Here is a 15,482-nt window from a genome sequence, read left to right as displayed (position 1 = left end):
CGCCGCTCCGGCGTTCACGGAGGCGTAACACGCCCGATCCCTTCGTCACGGCCGCGAAACATCGAGCGGCATCGGCGGAAACCGCGCTGCGCGAATCTCTGGCCCATAACCGGCCACCCCCGAGGCCGGACGCTCCCCGGCCCCGCCCCGCACGGCCGCATTCGACGACGAGGAGACGCCGATGGCACCAGCCATCACGACCCTGGCCGCAGACGCCCCCGAGCTGTCTGCCGCCAACACCGGGTTCATGCTCATCTGCTCCGCCCTGGTCATGCTGATGACCCCGGCGCTCGCCTTCTTCTACGGAGGCATGGTCCGCGTCAAGTCCACCCTCAACATGCTGATGATGAGCTTCATCAGCCTCGGGATCGTCACGATCCTCTGGGTGCTCTTCGGCTTCAGCCTCGCCTTCGGCACCGACTCCGGCTCGATCATCGGCTGGTCCTCCGACTACGTCGGCCTCAGCGGCATCGGCATCACCGAGCTCTGGGACGGCTACACCATCCCGGTGTACGTCTTCGCCGTCTTCCAGCTGATGTTCGCGATCATCACCCCCGCGCTCATCAGCGGCGCCCTCGCCGACCGCGTCAAGTTCACCGCCTGGGCGCTCTTCATCACGCTCTGGGTCACGATCGTCTACTTCCCCGTCGCCCACTGGGTCTGGGGCGCGGGCGGCTGGCTCTTCGAGATGGGCGTCATCGACTTCGCCGGCGGCACCGCCGTCCACATCAACGCCGGTGCGGCGGCCCTCGGCGTCATCCTCGTCATCGGCAAGCGGGTCGGCTTCAAGAAGGACCCGATGCGCCCGCACAGCCTCCCGCTGGTCATGCTCGGCGCCGGTCTCCTCTGGTTCGGCTGGTTCGGCTTCAACGCCGGCTCCTGGCTCGGCAACGACGACGGCGTCGGTGCCGTGATGTTCGTCAACACCCAGGTCGCGACCGCCGCCGCCATGCTCGCCTGGCTCGCGTACGAGAAGCTCCGCCACGGCTCCTTCACCACCCTCGGCGCCGCCTCCGGCGCGGTCGCCGGCCTCGTCGCCATCACCCCCTCCGGCGGCTCCTGCTCCCCGCTCGGCGCGATCGCCATCGGCGCCATCGCCGGTCTCCTCTGCGCCATGGCCGTCGGACTCAAGTACAAGTTCGGCTACGACGACTCCCTCGACGTCGTCGGCGTCCACCTCGTCGGCGGTGTCGTGGGCTCCCTCCTCGTCGGCCTCTTCGCCACCGGCGGCGTCCAGTCCGAGGCCAAGGGCCTCTTCTACGGCGGCGGCCTGGAGCAGCTCGGCAAGCAGGCCGTCGGCGTCTTCGCCGTCCTCGCCTACTCCCTGATCGCCTCCGCGGTCCTCGCCCTGATCATCGACAAGACGATGGGGATGCGGGTCAGCGAGGACGACGAGGTCTCCGGCATCGACCAGGTCGAGCACGCCGAGACCGCGTACGACTTCAGCGGAGCCGGCGGCGGTACCACGGGACGCAGCACCTCCGTGGCCACGCCCGTCCTGAGCGAGAACAAGAAGGTGGACGCATGAAGCTCATCACCGCGGTCGTGAAGCCGCACCGGCTCGACGAGATCAAGGAGGCCCTCCAGGCCTTCGGGGTCCACGGCCTCACGGTCACCGAGGCCAGCGGCTACGGCCGCCAGCGCGGCCACACCGAGGTCTACCGGGGCGCCGAGTACACCGTCGACCTCGTCCCCAAGATCCGCATCGAGGTCCTCGTCGAGGACGAGGATGCCGAACAGCTCATCGACGTCGTCGTGAAGGCCGCCCGAACCGGCAAGATCGGAGACGGCAAGGTGTGGAGCGTGCCGGTCGAGACCGCCGTACGGGTCCGCACCGGCGAGCGCGGTCCGGACGCACTGTAAGCACACGAAGGAGCCGCCGGGTGACGAGCATCGAAGTCAGCGAGAAGACCGAAGATTCGGGACCCGGCGGTTACGCGGCGGCCCGGCTGCTCCTCCTCCAGGGGAAGGAGCGGCCCGGGCCGCCGCGCCGTGCCGCCCTCGCCCGGCTCACCGACGACTGGCTGGCCGGGCTGTTCGCGGCCGCCGCCCCGCCCCGCGGCACCGCCCTCGTCGCCGTGGGCGGCTACGGGCGCGCCGAACTCTCCCCGCGCAGCGACCTCGACCTCGTCCTGCTCCACGACGGCACCGCCGACAAGGCCGCCGTCGCCGCCCTCGCCGACCGCATCTGGTACCCGGTCTGGGACCTCGGACTCGCCCTGGACCACTCCGTCCGCACCCCCGCAGAGGCCCGCTCCACCGCCGCCGAGGACCTCAAGGCCCACCTCGGCCTCCTCGACGCCCGGACCCTCGCCGGAGACGCCGGACTCGTCGCCGCCCTGCGCACCACCGTCCTCGCCGACTGGCGCAACCAGGCCCCCAAGCGCCTCCCCGAACTCGACGCCCTCTGCCGTGAGCGCGCCGAACGCGTGGGGGAGCTGCAGTACCTCCTCGAACCCGACCTCAAGGAGGCCAGGGGAGGCCTGCGCGACGCCCAGGTGCTGCGCGCCGTCGCCGCCTCCTGGGTCGCCGACGCCCCCCGCGAAGGACTCGACACCGCCCGCCGCCGCCTCCTCGACGCCCGCGACGCCCTCCACCTCGCCACCGGCCGCGCCACCGACCGGCTCGCCCTCCAGGAACAGGACGCCGTCGCCGCCGAACTCGGCCTCCTCGACGCCGACACCCTGCTCCGCGAGGTGTACGAGGCCGCCCGGACCATCTCGTACGCCACCGACGTCACCTGGCGCGAGGTCAACCGCGTCCTCAAGGCCCGCTCCGCCCGCCCGGCCCGGCTCCGCACCCTCCTCAGCCGGAACGGCGGCACGAAGCCCCCCGTCGAGCGCACCCCGCTCGCTGAGGGCGTCGTCGAGATGGACGGCGAGGTCGTCCTCGCCCGCAGCGCCCGGCCCGAACGCGACCCCGCGCTGCCCCTGCGGGCCGCCGCCGCGGCCGCGCAGTCCGCCCTGCCGATCTCCCTGCACGCCGTACGCCGCCTCGCGGCCGCCGCCAAGCCGCTGCCCGTGCCCTGGCCCGCCGAGGCGCGCGAGGAGCTCGTCACCCTCCTCGGCGCCGGCGAGGCCACCGTCCCCGTCTGGGAGGCCCTGGAGGCCGAAGGGCTCATCACCCAGCTCCTGCCCGACTGGGAGCGCGTCCGCTGCCGGCCCCAGCGCAACCCCGTCCACACCTGGACCGTCGACCGGCACCTCGTCGAGACCGCCGTGCGCGCCTCCTCGCTCACCCGCCGGGTCGGCCGCCCCGACCTCCTCCTCGTCGCCGCCCTCCTCCACGACATCGGCAAGGGCTGGCCGGGTGACCACTCCGTCGCCGGCGAGACCATCGCCCGCGACCTCGCCGCCCGCATCGGCTTCGACCGCACCGACACCGCCGTCATCGCCACCGTCGTCCGCCACCACCTGCTCCTCGTCGAGACCGCCACCCGGCGCGACCTCGACGACCCCGCCACCGTCAAGGCCGTCGCCACCGCCGTCGGCACCCTCGGCACCCTGGAGCTCCTGCACGCCCTCACCGAGGCCGACGCCCTCGCCACCGGGCCCGCCGCCTGGTCCTCCTGGCGCGCCTCCCTCGTCGCCGACCTGGTCAAACGGGTCGCCGGGGTCCTCGCGGGCGCACCCCTGCCCGATCCCGAGGCCGCCGCGCCCAGCGCCGAGCAGGAACGGCTCGCGATCGAGGCCCTGCGCACCGGCGAACCCGTCCTCTCCCTCCGTACCGAACCGGTCGTCGCGGAACCCGAGGAGCCCGAGCCCGTCGGCGTCGAACTCCTCATCGCCCTGCCCGACCGGCCCGGTGTCCTCCCCGCAGCCGCCGGTGTCCTCGCCCTCCACCGGCTCACCGTCCGCGCCGCCGACCTCCGCGCCGTCGAGCTCCCCAGCGGCCTCGGCTCCGGCTCCGTCCTCGTCCTCGACTGGCGCGTCGCCGCCGAGTACGGTTCCCTGCCCGAGGCCGCCCGGCTCCGTGCCGACCTCGTCCGCGCCCTGGACGGCTCCCTCGACATCCCCGCGCGGCTCGCCGAACGCGAGGCCGCCTACCCGCGCCGCCGGGGCCTCACCGCCCCGCCGCCCCGCGTCACCGTCGCCGCCGCCGACTCCCGCCTCGCCACCGTCATCGAGGTCCGTGCCCAGGACGCCCCCGGCCTGCTCCACCGCATCGGCCGGGCCCTGGAGGGCGCGGCGGTACGGGTCCGCAGCGCCCATGTCTCCACGCTCGGCGCCAACGCGGTCGACACCCTGTACGTGACCCGCCCGGACGGCTCCCTCCTCCCGGACGAGGAGGCGATCGACCTGGCCCGGGCGCTGGAGGAGGCGCTGCGGTGACCTCGGGGCGACACCGTCGTTGAGCACGGAGTGCTCCCTGCGCGAGCGGGGATGGTCCACTCCCCGGCAACGGTCGCCTGCCCGAGGCCGTGTGCTCCCCACATCTGCGGCCCGCCCTTGCCGGTCCAATTCGACCGGCAAGGGCGGTCGTGTCCTGGGGCCGGATACCCTGGGTGGCGACCATCCGCCCCGACCCGAGGATCGCGACCACCGTGTTCGATACGCTTTCCGACCGCCTCAGCGCGACTTTCAAGTCCCTCCGGGGCAAAGGCCGCCTCTCCGAGCAGGACATCGACAGTGCGGCCCGGGAAATCCGTATCGCCCTCCTTGAGGCCGATGTCGCCCTGCCGGTCGTTCGCGCGTTCATCAAGAACGTCAAGGAGAGGGCGCTCGGCGCCGAGGTCTCCAAGGCCCTGAACCCCTCGCAGCAGGTCATCAAGATCGTCAACGAGGAGCTCATCAGCATCCTCGGTGGCGAGACCCGTCGTCTGCGGTTCGCCAAGACCGCGCCGACCGTGATCATGCTCGCCGGTCTCCAGGGTGCCGGTAAGACCACCCTCGCCGGAAAGCTGGGTGTCTGGCTGAAGGGCCAGGGCCACTCGCCGCTGCTCGTCGCCTGTGACCTCCAGCGCCCCAACGCCGTCAACCAGCTCTCCGTCGTCGCCGACCGCGCGGGCGTGGCCTTCTACGGCCCGCAGCCTGGCAACGGCGTCGGCGACCCGGTCCAGGTCGCCAAGGACTCCGTCGAGTACGCGCGGACCAAGCTCTACGACGTCGTCATCGTCGACACCGCCGGCCGCCTCGGCATCGACCAGGAGCTGATGCAGCAGGCCGCGGACATCCGCGACGCCGTCAGCCCCGACGAGGTCCTCTTCGTCGTCGACGCCATGATCGGTCAGGACGCGGTCAACACCGCCGAGGCCTTCCGCGACGGCGTCGGCTTCGACGGCGTCGTGCTCTCCAAGCTCGACGGCGACGCCCGCGGTGGTGCCGCGCTCTCCATCGCGCACGTCACCGGCAAGCAGATCATGTTCGCCTCCAACGGCGAGAAGCTGGACGACTTCGACGCGTTCCACCCGGACCGCATGGCGTCCCGCATCCTCGGCATGGGCGACATGCTCTCCCTCATCGAGAAGGCGCAGCAGACCTTCGACGAGGAAGAGGCCGCCAAGATGGCCTCGAAGCTCGCCTCGAAGAAGGGCGAGGGCTTCACGCTCGACGACTTCCTGGCCCAGATGGAGCAGGTCCGCAAGATGGGCTCCATCTCGAAGCTGCTCGGGATGCTGCCCGGCATGGGCCAGATGAAGGAGCAGATCGCCAACATCGACGAGCGCGATGTCGACCGTACGGCCGCCATCATCAAGTCGATGACCCCGGCCGAGCGCCAGGACCCGACCATCATCAACGGCTCCCGCCGCGCCCGTATCGCCAAGGGCTCCGGCGTCGAGGTCAGCGCGGTCAAGGGCCTGGTCGAGCGGTTCTTCGAGGCCCGCAAGATGATGTCCCGCATGGCCCAGGGCGGCGGCATGCCGGGGATGCCGGGCATCCCGGGCATGGGCGGCGGCCCCGGCCGGCAGAAGAAGCAGGTCAAGCAGGCCAAGGGCAAGCGCAAGAGCGGCAACCCGATGAAGCGGAAGGCCGAGGAGCAGGCCGCGGCCGAGCGCCGCGAGCAGGCGCAGGCCGGTGGCGCCTTCGGTCTCCCGGCGGCGGGGCAGACCCCGAAGGACTTCGAGCTCCCGGAGGAGTTCAAGAAGTTCATGGGCTGATCGGGCCGATCGAGCTCGTGTGAGGGGCCCGGGGCGGTGCGAAACCGCTCCGGGCCCCTTTTCATCCCTCCGGACCGCCCGCGATGCCCGGTTTCTCCTGCTCTTCGATACTGGGGCCACTGCCGCCCCGAGGAGAGCCACGTGGCCAACCCCGTACCCCCGCGCGACCGGACCGACCAGCCCTGGCGCTCGGAAGGGGCCCCACCGCCCCCGCCGCCGAAGAGGCGGATGCCGGGTAGCTGGGGCAGCCTCATCCTCACGGCGCTCGTCGTCTACCTGATCGCCAACATCGTGCTGTCGTTCTTCAACGAGAGCGACGGGCCGACGATCTCGTACACGGAGTTCGACAAGCAGGTCGCCGCCGGGAACGTCACCAAGATCTACTCCAAGGGCGACGCGATCCAGGGGCAGCTGAAGAACAAGCAGCCCGTCCCGGGCGGCGACGGCGACTACACCAAGTTCCGGACCCAGCGGCCCGCCTTCGCCGACGACGACCTGTGGGCACAGCTGACCAAGCAGAACGTGGTCGTCACGGCCGAGCCCGTCGTCAAGGAGCGCAGCTTCCTCGCCAACCTCCTGATCTCGCTGGCGCCCATGCTGCTGCTCGTCGTGCTGTGGGTGTTCATCGCCCGCCGGATGAGCGCGGGCATGGGCGGCGCGGGCGGCATGCTCGGCCGCAAGCAGCCGCCGAAACCGGTCGAGCTGGAGGGCGGCAAGCGCACCACCTTCCAGGACGTCGCCGGCATCGACGAGGTCGAGGGGGAGCTCAACGACGTCGTCGACTTCCTGAAGAACCCGCAGGCCTACCGCGAGATGGGCGCCAAGATGCCCCGCGGCGTGCTCCTCGCGGGCCCGCCCGGCACCGGCAAGACCCTGCTCGCCCGGGCCGTCGCCGGTGAGGCGGGCGTGCCGTTCTTCTCGGCCTCCGCATCCGAGTTCATCGAGATGATCGTCGGCGTCGGCGCCTCCCGGGTCCGCGAGCTGTTCGCCGAGGCCCGCAAGGTCGCCCCCGCGATCATCTTCATCGACGAGATCGACACCATCGGCCGGGCCCGCGGCGGCGGCTCCGGGATGGGCGGGCACGACGAGCGCGAGCAGACCCTCAACCAGATCCTCACCGAGATGGACGGCTTCAGCGGCTCCGAGGGCGTCATCGTCCTCGCCGCCACCAACCGCGCCGACGTGCTCGACCCCGCCCTCACCCGGCCCGGCCGCTTCGACCGGATCGTCCACGTCAACCCGCCGGACCGGGGCGGCCGCGAGGCCATCCTGAAGATCCACACCCGGGAGATCCCGCTCGCCCACGACGTCGACCTGGAGCACGTGGCCCGGACCACCCCCGGCATGACGGGCGCCGAGCTCGCCAACCTCGCCAACGAGGCCGCCCTCCTCGCCGTCAAGCGCCAGCAGCGGGCCGTCACCCAGTCCGATCTGTCCGACGCCCTGGAGAAGGTCCAGCTCGGCGCCGAACGGCCGCTCGTGATGCCCCTGGAGGAGCGGCGACGGACCGCGTACCACGAGAGCGGTCACGCCCTGCTCGGCATGCTCCAGCCGGGCGCCGACCCGGTCCGCAAGATCACCATCGTGCCGCGCGGCCGGGCGCTCGGCGTCACCCTGTCGACCCCCGACGCCGACAAGTACGCCTACACCGAGGACTACCTGCGGGGCCGGATCATCGGGGCCCTCGGCGGGATGGCGGCCGAGCAGGTCGTCTTCGGCGTCATCACCACCGGCGCCGAGAGCGACCTCGAACAGGTCACCAACATCGCCCGTGGCATGGCGGGCCGCTGGGGCATGAGCGAGCGCGTCGGCCGGCTGACCGCCATCCCGAGCGACGCCCAGCAGGCGTACGGGCTCTCGGCCGCGCCCGCGACGCTCGACACCGTCGACGAGGAGATGCGGCGGATCGTCGACGAGTGCTACGAGAGCGCTGTACGGCAGCTCCGCGAGAACCGGGGCCGGCTGGACGCCTTGGCCGAGGCCCTCCTCGCCAACGAGACCCTGGAGGAGGACGCGGCCTACCGGGCGGCGGGCGTCCCGCGCCTGAAGAAGCAGGACTGAGGGTCCCCCGGAGGGGCTGAGGCCGAGGGCCCCGAAGGGCCTATGCCACCCGGCCCACCACGTACCGGAAGACGTTCGGCATCCACACCGTCCCGTCCGCGCGGACGTACGGGGCGAGGGCCTCCTCGATCTCCTTCTCCACCTGCGCGGGCTCCGTCGCCCGCACCGCCTCGTCGAAGACGCCCGTCGACAGCAGCCCGCGCACCGAGCTGCCCGCGTCCGCGTACCCGAAGGGGCAGGCCACCCGGCCCGAGCCGGCCGGCCGCAGGCCCGCCCCGGTCACCAGCGCGTCCAGGTCGGGGCCCAGCGCGGGCCCGCGGTCCGCGAGCCGGGCCGCGACCCGCAGCACCGGCTCCGTGGCGCACCGCTCCGCCGGGCCCCACCCGGCGAGCACGACCGTCGTGCCCGATTGGGCCGAACGGGTGAGAGTCCGGAGTTCGGGGAGCGTCCCGTCCGTCGCGTGGAAGGCCGTGATCACGTCGTACGTGACAGACTCCGGCGGCTCCTCGGTGACCGTGACGCCCTCCGGCAACCGCTCCCTGGCCAGCTCCACGCGCGCGTGGTCCCGGTCCGCGCCGGCCACCCGCGCGCCGCGCGCCGCGGCCATCAGGAGGGCCAGGCCGGAGCCGCAGCCCAGACCGAGCAGCCGGGTGCCCGCGCCCACGCCGAGGCGGGCGTACACCGCCTCGTAGAGCGGGACCAGCATCCGTTCCTGGATCTCGGCCCAATCGCGCGCGGGGTGGTGCGGGACGAGCGTAGGTGTCATGGAAAAGCGCCCCAATCCGTGCTCGGACGACAGCCCCCCGTAGTCAGGGAACTGCGCTTCCCCGGCCGCGTCCAGTGCTCGCGCCGGACCGATTCACCCGGGGGAGGGGCGGTGCGCCGCCTTGCGCTCGGACCCGGTAATGTCCTCGCAACACTTCCCCGGGCCGCTGCGGCCCCGAGGGGGCGCGCGCACGCTGACCGCGCGCCGGGGCGTATGCGCCACTAGACGCCGACTTGACGTTCTCTGCGTGACTTCCTCCGCAGATCGGGGCACTGGCCCCGCGTCGGCACACATCAAGGGCAACTGACGGGTACGTGCAAAATATTTGGGATGCCCCGGAATGGAACCCGGGGGCACTCCGGCTCGTTGTACGCGACGTGAGCACGACACCCCCTGTTCTCGCCGCAGAGCTGGCACAGGCGTGGGCCGACATTCAGCGGCACCACCCCGAGCTGCCCGATCTTGCCGCGCCCGAGTCCCTGATCGGAGAGTCCTCGTCCGCCTGCGGCGCCGAGCTCTCCTTCGAGCGACTGCTCCACGAGGCAGTCCACGGCATCGCCGCCGCCCGAGGTGTCCGCGACACCTCCCGCGCCGGCCGCTACCACAACCGCAGATTCCTGGCGATCGCCGAGGAGATGGGCCTCGACCATCCCGAGGAGCCGCACGCCAGCAGCGGCTTCTCCCTGGTCACGCTCAACCCCGAGGCCAGGCGCCGGTACCGGCCCACCATCGAGCGGCTCCAGCGCGCCCTCAAGGCGCACACGGTCGCCACGGCCGCCGACACCAAGCGCTCCTTCCGCGGACCGGCCGCCCGGCACGGCTCCTCGGGCGGCGGCGTGCGCGTCAAGGCCGTCTGCGACTGCGGGCGGAACGTGCGCGTGGTGCCGTCCGTGCTGGCCCAGGCCCCGATCGTCTGCGGCGGTTGCGGCAAGCCCTTCCGCATCCCCGAGACAGTGGGCGCCGCCAACTGAGTCGGCGGCGTGTGGCACAATGGCTAGCTGTACTCGACAGTCGCACAGGACCCCTCTCTCCTCCGGCTGACGCGTCCATCGGGCATCCGAGTACCGCAACCCCACGTGGCATCTCAAGTGCCCAACCACGTCAAGACCAGGAGACACCACTCCAGTGGCAGTCAAGATCAAGCTCAAGCGCCTCGGTAAGATCCGCCAGCCGCACTACCGCATCGTCGTCGCCGACTCGCGCACCCGTCGTGACGGTCGCGCGATCGAGGAGATCGGCCTCTACCACCCGACGTACAACCCGTCGCGTATCGAGGTCGACTCCGAGCGTGCGCAGTACTGGCTGTCCGTCGGCGCCCAGCCGACCGAGCCGGTCCTCGCCATCCTGAAGCTCACCGGCGACTGGCAGAAGCACAAGGGTCTGCCGGCCCCCGAGAAGGCTCTGCTCGTCCCCGCCACGAAGGAGGCGAAGCGCGCCTCGTTCGACGAGTTCGCGAAGACCCTCGAGGGCGGCGACGACAAGGGTGAGGCCATCACCCCGAAGGCCAAGAAGGCCGACAAGAAGGCGGACGAGGCCGAGGCCGCGTCCACCGAGTCGACCGAGGCCTGATCATGCTCGAGGAGGCTCTCGAGCACCTCGTGAAGGGCATCGTCGACAACCCCGACGAGGTGCAGGTCGCCTCGCGCAACCTGCGCCGGGGCCGCGTGCTGGAGGTCCGGGTCCACCCCGACGACCTCGGCAAGGTGATCGGCCGCAACGGCCGCACCGCGCGTGCGCTGCGCACCGTCGTGGGTGCCATCGGCGGCCGGGGGATCCGCGTCGACCTCGTCGACGTGGACCAGGTCCGCTGAGCAGGTCGGCGGCATAACTAGTTGTGCCGGCACGGGCCGGGGAGGGCTGAAGAGCCCACCCCGGCCCGTTGTCGTACGTACGAGCTGTGTGACAGGAGAGTGTGGAGCAGTGCAGTTGGTAGTCGCGCGGGTCGGCCGCGCCCACGGCATCAAGGGCGAGGTCACCGTCGAGGTGCGGACGGACGAGCCCGAGCTGAGGCTCGGCCCCGGTGCCGTGCTGCTCACCGACCCGGCCTCCGCCGGGCCGCTGACCATCGAGAGCGGCCGCGTCCACAGCGGCCGGCTTCTGCTGCGTTTCGAGGGCGTCCGCGACCGCACCGCCGCCGAGGCCCTGCGCAACATCCTTCTCATCGCCGAGGTCGACCCCACGGAGATGCCCGAGGAGGAGGACGAGTACTACGACCACCAGCTGATCGACCTCGACGTCGTCCTCGCCGACGGCACCGAGATCGGCGTGATCACCGAGATCTCGCACCTGCCGTCCCAGGACCTCTTCATCGTCGAGCGCCCCGACGGCACCGAGCTGATGATCCCGTTCGTCGGAGAGATCGTCACCGAGATCGACCTGGAGGAGCAGCGGGCCGTGATCGACCCGCCGCCCGGCCTGATCGACGACCGTGCCGAGATCGTCTCCTCCCGCGACGACGGCGACATGGAGTCCGGCGAGAAGTCCGGCGAGGAGTCGGCATGAGGCTCGACGTCGTCACGATCTTCCCCGAGTACCTCGAACCGCTGAACGTCTCCCTCGTCGGCAAGGCACGCGCGCGCGGACAGCTGGACGTCCATGTGCACCACCTGCGCGACTGGACGTACGACCGGCACAACACGGTCGACGACACCCCCTACGGCGGCGGCCCCGGCATGGTCATGAAGACCGAGCCCTGGGGCGACGCGCTCGACCAGACGCTCGCCGACGGCTACGAGGCCGGCGCGCACGGCCCGGTCCTCGTCGTCCCGACCCCCAGCGGCCGCCCCTTCACCCAGGAGCTCGCCGTCGAGCTCTCCGAGCGGCCCTGGCTGATCTTCACGCCGGCCCGCTACGAGGGCATCGACCGCCGCGTCATGGACGAGTACGCCACCCGGATGCCGGTCTACGAGGTCTCCATCGGCGACTACGTCCTCGCCGGCGGCGAAGCGGCCGTCCTCGTCGTCACCGAGGCCGTCGCCCGGCTGCTGCCCGGCGTCCTCGGCAACGCCGAGTCGCACCGGGACGACTCCTTCGCCCCTGGCGCCATGGCCAACCTCCTGGAGGGGCCCGTCTACACCAAGCCCCCCGAGTGGCGCGGCCGGGGCATCCCCGACGTCCTCCTCAGCGGTCACCACGGCAAGATCGCCCGCTGGCGGCGCGACGAGGCCTTCCGTCGTACGGTCGCCAACCGGCCCGACCTCATCGAGCGCTGCGACCCCTCCGCCTTCGACAAGAAGGACCGGGAGATCCTCTCCATGCTGGGGTGGGCGCCCGAGCCCGGCGGCCGATTTTGGCGCAGGGTCGAGGGCGTGGAAGAATAGGCCGCTGTCGTCCGTCCGGCGCGCGCCCCTGCCACAGGGGGAACGACGCCGCCAGAAACGGACGACGCTCCGAATCATTCGAACGTACCGCTGATGACCTGTGGCATCAGCGAGGAAAGAGACCTCCATGGCCTCCCTGCTCGACCAGGTCAACGCGGGTTCGCTCCGCTCCGACCTCCCCGCCTTCCGCCCGGGCGACACCGTCAACGTGCACGTCCGCGTCATCGAGGGCAACCGCTCCCGCATCCAGCAGTTCAAGGGTGTCGTCATCCGCCGTCAGGGCTCGGGCGTCTCCGAGACCTTCACGGTCCGCAAGGTCTCGTTCTCCGTCGGCGTCGAGCGCACCTTCCCGGTGAACTCCCCGATCTTCGAGAAGATCGAGCTCGTGACCCGCGGTGACGTCCGTCGCGCCAAGCTCTACTACCTGCGTGAGCTGCGCGGCAAGGCTGCCAAGATCAAGGAGAAGCGCGACCGCTGAGCCTCGGCTCCCGGCACGCTCACCGCTTCCGACTCCTCGCACAGACAGGCCGGATAGGCTCTGCCAGCGATGGACACCGAAGCACAGCACACGGAGCGCGACCCCTCTTCCGACACGGATTCTTCCGGTCCGGAGGAAGGGTCGCGCTCCGCGCGCGTTTCCGACGACTCCGGCCGCAGCCCCTCCTGGCGGCGCACCGCCCTCGTGGGCGGCGCCTGCGTGGCCTTCCTGCTGCTCCTGAGCCACTTCGTGATCCAGCCGTTCCTGATCCCCAGCGGCTCCATGGAGCCGACCCTCCAGGTCGGCGACCGGATCCTCGTGAACAAGCTGGCGTACCGTTTCGGCAGCGAGCCGGCCCGGGGTGACGTCGTCGTCTTCGACGGCACCGGTTCCTTCGTACGGGAAGAGCCGCAGGGCAATCCGGTCACCGGGCTGCTGCACGACGGGGCGGCCGCCCTCGGGCTCGCCGAACCCGACGAGACCGACTTCGTGAAGCGGGTCGTCGGCGTCGGCGGAGACCGGGTCGTCTGCTGCGACAAGGACGGCCGGATCACCGTCAACGGCGTCCCCGTGCAGGAGCGGTACGTGATGCTCGGCGACCGGCCCTCCAGCGTGCCCTTCGACATCGTCGTCCCGCAGGACCGGCTCTGGGTCATGGGCGACCACCGCAGCCAGTCCAGCGACTCCCGCGACCACCTGGGCGAGCCCGGCGGCGGCATGGTCCCGGTCGACAAGGTCGTCGGCCGCGCCGACTGGATCGCCTGGCCCTTCGGCCGCTGGTCCACCGTGCCCGGCACCGACGCCTTCGGAGCCGTACCCTCCCCGCCGGCCGGCGGACACGGAGCGGGAGCCCATGGGTAGCCGCGGCCGTGGCCGCTCCTCCGCCGGGACCGACCAGGCGCCCGCCGCCCTGCCGGGCCGGGCCGAGCGCCGCAGGCTGGCCCGCAAGGTCAAACGGCGCCGGCAGCGCTCTGCGATCCGGGAGATCCCGGTCCTGATCACCGTGGCCGTGCTCATCGCACTCGTCCTCAAGACCTTCCTCGTCCAGGCCTTCGTCATCCCCTCCGGCTCCATGGAGCAGACGATCCGCATCGACGACCGGGTCCTCGTCGACAAGCTCACGCCCTGGTTCGGCGCCCGACCGCAGCGCGGCGACGTCGTCGTCTTCAAGGACCCCGGCAGCTGGCTCCAGCAGGAGGCCGAGCCGCCCGCCGACGACCCGATCGGCGTCAAGCAGGCCAAGCAGGCCCTGACCTTCATCGGGCTGCTGCCCTCGGCCGACGACCGCGACCTCATCAAGCGGGTGATCGCGGTCGGCGGCGACACCGTCCGCTGCTGCGGCACGGACGGGCGGATCACCGTCAACGGCGTACCGCTGGACGAGCCGTACCTGCATCCCGGGAATCCGCCGTCCAAGATCCCCTTCGAGGTGAAGGTCCCGCAGGGCCGCATCTTCGTCCTCGGCGACCACCGCTCCGACTCGGCCGACTCCCGCTTCCACCTCCAGGAGGAGGGCCACGGCACGGTCTCCGAGGAGCAGGTCGTCGGGCGCGCGGTGGTGATCGCCTGGCCCTTCGGGCACTGGCGCGGTCTGGAGGAGCGGGAGACCTTCTCCGCCGTACCGGACGCCCGTCCGAGTTCCGAGACCGCATCCGATCTGTCGCATAGTGTGTCCCAGCGGAATCTGAACGGATTGCCCGGGCTCCCGACCCCTGCGGAACTTCTGCTCGTTATGGGAGTGGTGGGCCTGTCCCTGACCCGGGGCGGGCGTTCGCACGGACTGAGGAGTGGATGTGGGGGATTTGGCCGTCGGCGCACGATCCGGACACGATGAGCCGGACAAGAGGGCCGACGGGGCCTTCCGCGAAGACACGACGGGTGGCGACGTGACGGGTGACGAGCAGGCGCAGCCGCCGGGCGGCGGTACGCCGGGCGACGACGGAGCGGCGGACGGGTCCGGCAAGGGCCCGAAGAAGCAGCGTTCCTTCTGGAAGGAACTGCCCCTCCTCGTCGGCATCGCGCTGGTGCTCGCCCTGCTGATCAAGACCTTCCTGGTGCAGGCGTTCTCGATTCCCTCGGAATCGATGATGAACACCCTCCAGAAGGGCGACCGCGTCCTCGTCGACAAACTGACCCCCTGGTTCGGCTCCGAGCCCGAGCGCGGCGAGGTCGTCGTCTTCCACGACCCGGGCGGCTGGCTCGAGGGCCAGGAGGCGCCCAAGCCGAACGTCGTGCAGAAGTTCCTCAGCTTCATCGGCCTCATGCCCTCCGCCGAGGAGAAGGACCTCATCAAGCGCGTCATCGCCGTCGGCGGTGACACCGTCTCCTGCAAGGAGGGCGGCAAGGTCGTCCTCAACGGCGTCGCGCTCGACGAGAGCGCGTACCTCGCTCCCGGCGCGGTGCCCTGCCAGGACTCCTTCGGCCCGATCAAGGTCCCCAAGGACCGCATCTGGGTCATGGGCGACAACCGGCAGAACTCCCTGGACTCCCGCTTCCACCAGCAGCTCCCCGGCGGCGGCACCGTCTCCAACGACGAGGTCGTGGGCCGCGCCGTCGTGATCGCCTGGCCGGTCACCCGCTGGGCCACGCTCCCCGTGCCGGACGTCTTCGACCAGCCGGCCCTCAACAAGGCCCTCGGCGCCGCCCCGCTCGGCGCGGCCGGTCTCGCCGGAGCGCTCCCGCTCGTGCTGTGGCGCCGGAAGAAGCAGGCCGCACGGCATACCGCCGAGTAGCGACCCGCGGGTAGGGTGCCGTCCCGGA

General features: G+C 71.5%; 15 protein-coding genes. 14 read left to right on the top strand and 1 reads right to left on the bottom strand.

What is annotated here, in order from left to right:
* The first annotated feature begins 181 nt into the window (after positions 1 to 181).
* From ABT041_RS28745 to ftsH, 5 genes are all read left to right on the top strand, one after another.
* Entirely contained in the window at positions 182 to 1,528 is a 1,347-nt protein-coding gene (locus tag ABT041_RS28745) for an ammonium transporter (protein WP_351189680.1), read from the top strand.
* The gene (locus ABT041_RS28740; protein ID WP_015036464.1) at positions 1,525 to 1,863 is read left to right on the top strand and encodes a P-II family nitrogen regulator; all 339 of its coding nucleotides are present in this window, start codon (positions 1,525 to 1,527) and stop codon (positions 1,861 to 1,863) included. Before ABT041_RS28745 ends, ABT041_RS28740 begins: the two co-directional genes overlap by 4 nt.
* 20 nt (positions 1,864 to 1,883) lie before the next feature.
* Positions 1,884 to 4,331, top strand: a complete 2,448-nt coding sequence (locus ABT041_RS28735; RefSeq protein WP_351189677.1) for a [protein-PII] uridylyltransferase — start codon at positions 1,884 to 1,886, stop codon at positions 4,329 to 4,331.
* Between the two features lie 212 nt (positions 4,332 to 4,543).
* A complete protein-coding gene (ffh, locus tag ABT041_RS28730; RefSeq protein ID WP_351189674.1) occupies positions 4,544 to 6,097 on the top strand; it encodes a signal recognition particle protein in 1,554 nt (517 codons plus the stop codon).
* Between the two features lie 141 nt (positions 6,098 to 6,238).
* On the top strand, positions 6,239 to 8,158 hold the full coding sequence (gene ftsH, locus ABT041_RS28725) for an ATP-dependent zinc metalloprotease FtsH (protein ID WP_351189672.1): 1,920 nt from the start codon (positions 6,239 to 6,241) through the stop codon (positions 8,156 to 8,158).
* Between the two features lie 40 nt (positions 8,159 to 8,198).
* On the opposite strand, the gene ABT041_RS28720 is transcribed toward ftsH, so the two are convergent.
* Complete coding sequence (locus ABT041_RS28720; protein ID WP_351189669.1) at positions 8,199 to 8,924, bottom strand: methyltransferase domain-containing protein; 726 nt, start codon at positions 8,922 to 8,924, stop codon at positions 8,199 to 8,201.
* Positions 8,925 to 9,301: 377 nt separating this feature from the next.
* On the opposite strand from ABT041_RS28720, the gene ABT041_RS28715 reads away from it, so the two are divergent.
* The 9 genes from ABT041_RS28715 (at position 9,302) to lepB (ABT041_RS28675) (ending at position 15,454) form a co-directional block, all read left to right on the top strand.
* Positions 9,302 to 9,895 (top strand): hypothetical protein, encoded by a 594-nt coding sequence (locus ABT041_RS28715; RefSeq protein ID WP_030690647.1) that lies wholly within the window; start codon positions 9,302 to 9,304, stop codon positions 9,893 to 9,895.
* 154 nt (positions 9,896 to 10,049) lie between these two features.
* Positions 10,050 to 10,493, top strand: coding sequence for a 30S ribosomal protein S16 (gene rpsP, locus ABT041_RS28710; protein ID WP_015036470.1), 444 nt, complete (start codon positions 10,050 to 10,052; stop codon positions 10,491 to 10,493).
* Positions 10,494 to 10,495: 2 nt separating this feature from the next.
* A complete protein-coding gene (locus ABT041_RS28705; protein WP_020868149.1) occupies positions 10,496 to 10,735 on the top strand; it encodes an RNA-binding protein in 240 nt (79 codons plus the stop codon).
* A 109-nt stretch (positions 10,736 to 10,844) separates the two neighbouring features.
* Positions 10,845 to 11,426: a ribosome maturation factor RimM gene (gene rimM, locus ABT041_RS28700; RefSeq protein ID WP_351189664.1), complete on the top strand. Its 582-nt coding sequence runs from the start codon at positions 10,845 to 10,847 to the stop codon at positions 11,424 to 11,426.
* The gene (trmD, locus tag ABT041_RS28695; protein WP_041131460.1) at positions 11,423 to 12,244 is read left to right on the top strand and encodes a tRNA (guanosine(37)-N1)-methyltransferase TrmD; all 822 of its coding nucleotides are present in this window, start codon (positions 11,423 to 11,425) and stop codon (positions 12,242 to 12,244) included. Before rimM ends, trmD begins: the two co-directional genes overlap by 4 nt.
* Positions 12,245 to 12,371: 127 nt before the next feature.
* The gene (gene rplS / locus ABT041_RS28690; RefSeq protein WP_015036473.1) at positions 12,372 to 12,722 is read left to right on the top strand and encodes a 50S ribosomal protein L19; all 351 of its coding nucleotides are present in this window, start codon (positions 12,372 to 12,374) and stop codon (positions 12,720 to 12,722) included.
* A gap of 69 nt (positions 12,723 to 12,791) precedes the next feature.
* Entirely contained in the window at positions 12,792 to 13,583 is a 792-nt protein-coding gene (lepB, locus tag ABT041_RS28685; protein ID WP_351189659.1) for a signal peptidase I, read from the top strand.
* Positions 13,576 to 14,556 carry a signal peptidase I gene (gene lepB / locus ABT041_RS28680; RefSeq protein WP_351189656.1) on the top strand — a complete coding sequence of 327 codons (981 nt, stop codon included), beginning with the start codon at positions 13,576 to 13,578 and terminating at the stop codon, positions 14,554 to 14,556. The genes lepB (ABT041_RS28685) and lepB (ABT041_RS28680) overlap by 8 nt, the downstream gene beginning before the upstream one ends.
* On the top strand, positions 14,525 to 15,454 hold the full coding sequence (gene lepB, locus ABT041_RS28675; protein ID WP_351189823.1) for a signal peptidase I: 930 nt from the start codon (positions 14,525 to 14,527) through the stop codon (positions 15,452 to 15,454). Before lepB (ABT041_RS28680) ends, lepB (ABT041_RS28675) begins: the two co-directional genes overlap by 32 nt.
* Positions 15,455 to 15,482 lie beyond the last annotated feature (28 nt).

The sequence above is a fragment of the Streptomyces sp. NPDC002825 genome (genome assembly GCF_040295385.1).
Taxonomy (GTDB): domain Bacteria; phylum Actinomycetota; class Actinomycetes; order Streptomycetales; family Streptomycetaceae; genus Streptomyces.
Note: the sequence above shows the minus strand (reverse complement) of the source record. Positions and strands in the feature narration are given on the sequence as shown.

Coding starts and splice junctions, on each gene's coding strand:
- ABT041_RS28745 (WP_351189680.1), top strand. CDS start 182: ATGGCACCAGCCATCACGACCCTGGCCGCAGACGCCCCCGAGCTGTCT.
- ABT041_RS28740 (WP_015036464.1), top strand. CDS start 1,525: ATGAAGCTCATCACCGCGGTCGTGAAGCCGCACCGGCTCGACGAGATC.
- ABT041_RS28720 (WP_351189669.1), bottom strand. CDS start 8,924: ATGACACCTACGCTCGTCCCGCACCACCCCGCGCGCGATTGGGCCGAG.
- ABT041_RS28705 (WP_020868149.1), top strand. CDS start 10,496: ATGCTCGAGGAGGCTCTCGAGCACCTCGTGAAGGGCATCGTCGACAAC.
- trmD (WP_041131460.1), top strand. CDS start 11,423: ATGAGGCTCGACGTCGTCACGATCTTCCCCGAGTACCTCGAACCGCTG.
- rplS (WP_015036473.1), top strand. CDS start 12,372: ATGGCCTCCCTGCTCGACCAGGTCAACGCGGGTTCGCTCCGCTCCGAC.
- lepB (WP_351189659.1), top strand. CDS start 12,792: ATGGACACCGAAGCACAGCACACGGAGCGCGACCCCTCTTCCGACACG.
- lepB (WP_351189656.1), top strand. CDS start 13,576: ATGGGTAGCCGCGGCCGTGGCCGCTCCTCCGCCGGGACCGACCAGGCG.